Origin of the sequence: Dactylosporangium sp. NPDC000555 (assembly GCF_040300025.1) — a bacterium.
Classification (GTDB): domain Bacteria; phylum Actinomycetota; class Actinomycetes; order Mycobacteriales; family Micromonosporaceae; genus Dactylosporangium.
The window spans coordinates 1-2,773 of sequence record NZ_JBEPDB010000164.1 but is presented as its reverse complement, the minus strand read 5'-3'; the positions used below and the strand labels follow the sequence as shown (position 1 = coordinate 2,773).

Sequence of the window (2,773 nt, the reverse complement as noted above, 5' to 3'; positions counted from 1 at the left end):
GGCTCCCTCGGACGGCCCGGCTCCCTCGGACGGCCCGGCTCCCTCGGACGGCCCGGCTCCCTCGGACGGCCCGGCTCCCTCGGACGGCCCGGCTCCCTCGGACGGCCCGGCTCTCTTGGACGGCCCGGTCGGGATCCTGCTGCTCGGCGCCGGGGACGAGACGGCCGCCGAGCTCTCCGTCGCGGCGGGCCGGCCGGTCGTAGCATCCGAGGGCCCGGTGGTGGCCACGCCCGGCGGGACGCTGTTCGCCGCGAGCGGCTGGTGGCGACACACGCCGGGCGGCCGGCGGGTCGCGGCCGGTTCCCGCTGGCCGGCGCCGGCCTGGCAGCCGCTGGTGCCGGACCACATGCCGTGGCCGGTGAGCGCGCACCCGATCCCGGCCGGCTGGCGACTCTCGACCGCCGGCAGCAACCATGCCGTTGCACCCCACCAAGCCGTTGACACCCACCAAGCCGATGACCGGAACACGGCCGGCGACAGAGGCACGGCCGACAGCAATGGCACGGCCGGCGGCACCGAAATGGCCGGCGGCGGGGACACGGCCGGCGGCGGGGCCGGCCCCGGCGGCGGGGACACGGCCGGCGGCGGGGCCGGCCCCGGTGGCCTGGACTTTGATGGCGAGGGCGGCGGAGCGTCGGATCTGGCCCTCTCGGTGGCGGTCGATCCGGACCGTCTCCGGTTGCTGGTCGACCCGTCCGTGACCGGCGCCGAGCTGGCCGCGACAGTGCGTGCGCTGCCTCCGGCGGTCCGGCCATTGGTCGACGTGGTGCCGCTCGCGCCGGGCCAGGGCGCGGGCCGGGCCGTGGCCTCGGCCGCCGCACGGGATCTCGCCGAGCCGGTGCACCTGATCAACGGCGTGCCGCTGCACACCCCGTCCGGCGACATCGCCGTCTACGCCCTCGACGCCGCGCTGCGACCGGTCTGGCCCGAGCCTGCCTGGCGGCTGCGTTACCTGCCGTCCGGCCAGGAGGAGGTGCTGTCCTCCTCGCCGCCGCAGCCGTCGCTTCGCCCGATCGACCCCGCGACCTACGCGATGGACCTCGGCTGGCTGGTCCGCCTCTCCGGCGGCGGCCTGCACGCGGAGCCGTCCGGCCCACTACGCCCGGCGCGCGGCCGCGCGGAAGTGCCCGCCAGGCGCCCGACCGCGGCCCCGCCGGCCGTCATAGAACTCATCGTCGACCTCGCCTCGCGACCACGGCGCGACCCCGCCGCGACACCGCACGGGCTCGCACTTCCTGCCGGCGCGCCGCCCGACACCGCACTCCCCCAGAACTCGGGACCCGGCCCCGCAGGACCCGACACCCCGAGGCCAGACGCCGCAGGGCCCGGCAGCCCAGGGCCCGGCAGCCCAGCCGCGGAGGATGGACCCGCCGTGGTCGCGCTCCCCCAGGCCGCGCTCCCCCAGGACGACCTCCGCCAAGATGCGCCGGCCAGCGCCGTGCTCCCCGACGCCGCAGCCGAAACCGCGATCGCCCAAGACGCGCACGGAGAGGCACTGGCCGGAGCCGCCGTGCTCGGGGCGCGGTCGAGTGGCCCTGGACCGGTGGCGATCGACGGCCGGTATCGGGTCGTGGTGGGCACCCCCGGCCTCGACATCAACGAGCTGTTGTGGCCGCCGCTGTCGGCGCTGTTCACGGCGGCGTTGACGGACATCCCGGCCCCCGTCGACCTCGCGGTGGCCGGCAACGCCACGCCGTGGGGGCTCGCGGCCGCGAAGGAGCTCGCCGAGCGCCATGCGGGCGCCGGCCCGCGACCGGCCGTCCCGCGCGACGCCGAGGCGGCCGGGGCCGGTGGCGGGGCCGGCAAGCCGTTCCGACGGGCTGAGACGTTGCCCCTCACGGAGGTCGCCGCCACGGACGCAGTGAGCGCGGGCACCGTCACGGGGAGCCGCCGGCGGCTGCTCCTGGTCGCCGCGGCGATCGTGGCGCTGGTGCTCCTCGGCGTGGGCGTCGCCGCGGCGTGGCCACGCGGACCGCGCGCCGGCGACGACCGGGCCGCGGCGGAGCCGCAGTGGGCCGAGCCGGGCCTCGCGCCCGGGGCCGGCGGCGGGTCTTCGGTGACGAGCGCGGGGCCGAGAGCGTCGCGTTCGGCCGCGTCGGCGTCGGCCGCGCCGTCGGCGAGCCGGTCGAGCGGCTCCCCGGCGCCCGCGACGGCCGGCTCCTCCGCAGCGCCGGGCGGGCCCAGCGCCGGCCCGAGCCAGACGCAGGCCAACGTCGCCGACGGCGTCAACCTGGCGGCGGGGCGCGACACACGGGACAGTGGCCACACCGACGTGTACGGGTCGGGCAACATCACCGACGGCGACCCGATGAGCTACTGGGAGAGCCGCAACAACGGGTTCCCGCAATGGGTGCAGGTCGACCTGGGCGCCCCGGCCGAGCTGCGCCGGGCGGTGCTGCGCCTGCCGCCGTCGGATGCTTGGCCGGCCCGCTCCGAGCGCATCGAGGTGCAGGCGAGCATGGACGACAAGCAGTTCACCTCGCTGGTGGGCCCGGCGTCGTACACGTTCGCCCAGAGCTCCGGGCAGCGGGTGACGATCGCGCTGCCGGGTGGGCAGTGGCGCTACGTGCGGCTGGTCTTCACCGCCAACACGGTCCAGCCGGCGGGGCAGCTGTCGCAGCTGGAGCTGTACCGCGCCTGAGAGCGGCCACGGCTCCGCTGTGCTGGGCGATACGCCCCGGCGGCGTGGTGACTCGCGCACCGGCACGAAACCGCATGCGCGGGCGGCCACGGCTCGGCCGTGCTTGGGCGACACGCCCCGGCAGCGTAGGGA

1 protein-coding gene is annotated in these 2,773 nt (G+C 77.7%); it reads left to right on the top strand.

From position 1 onward, the window contains the following. Positions 1-115: 115 nt before the first annotated feature. Positions 116-2,641, top strand: a complete 2,526-nt coding sequence (locus tag ABT297_RS42210; protein ID WP_350559558.1) for a discoidin domain-containing protein — start codon at positions 116-118, stop codon at positions 2,639-2,641. The last annotated feature ends 132 nt before the right edge of the window (positions 2,642-2,773 follow it).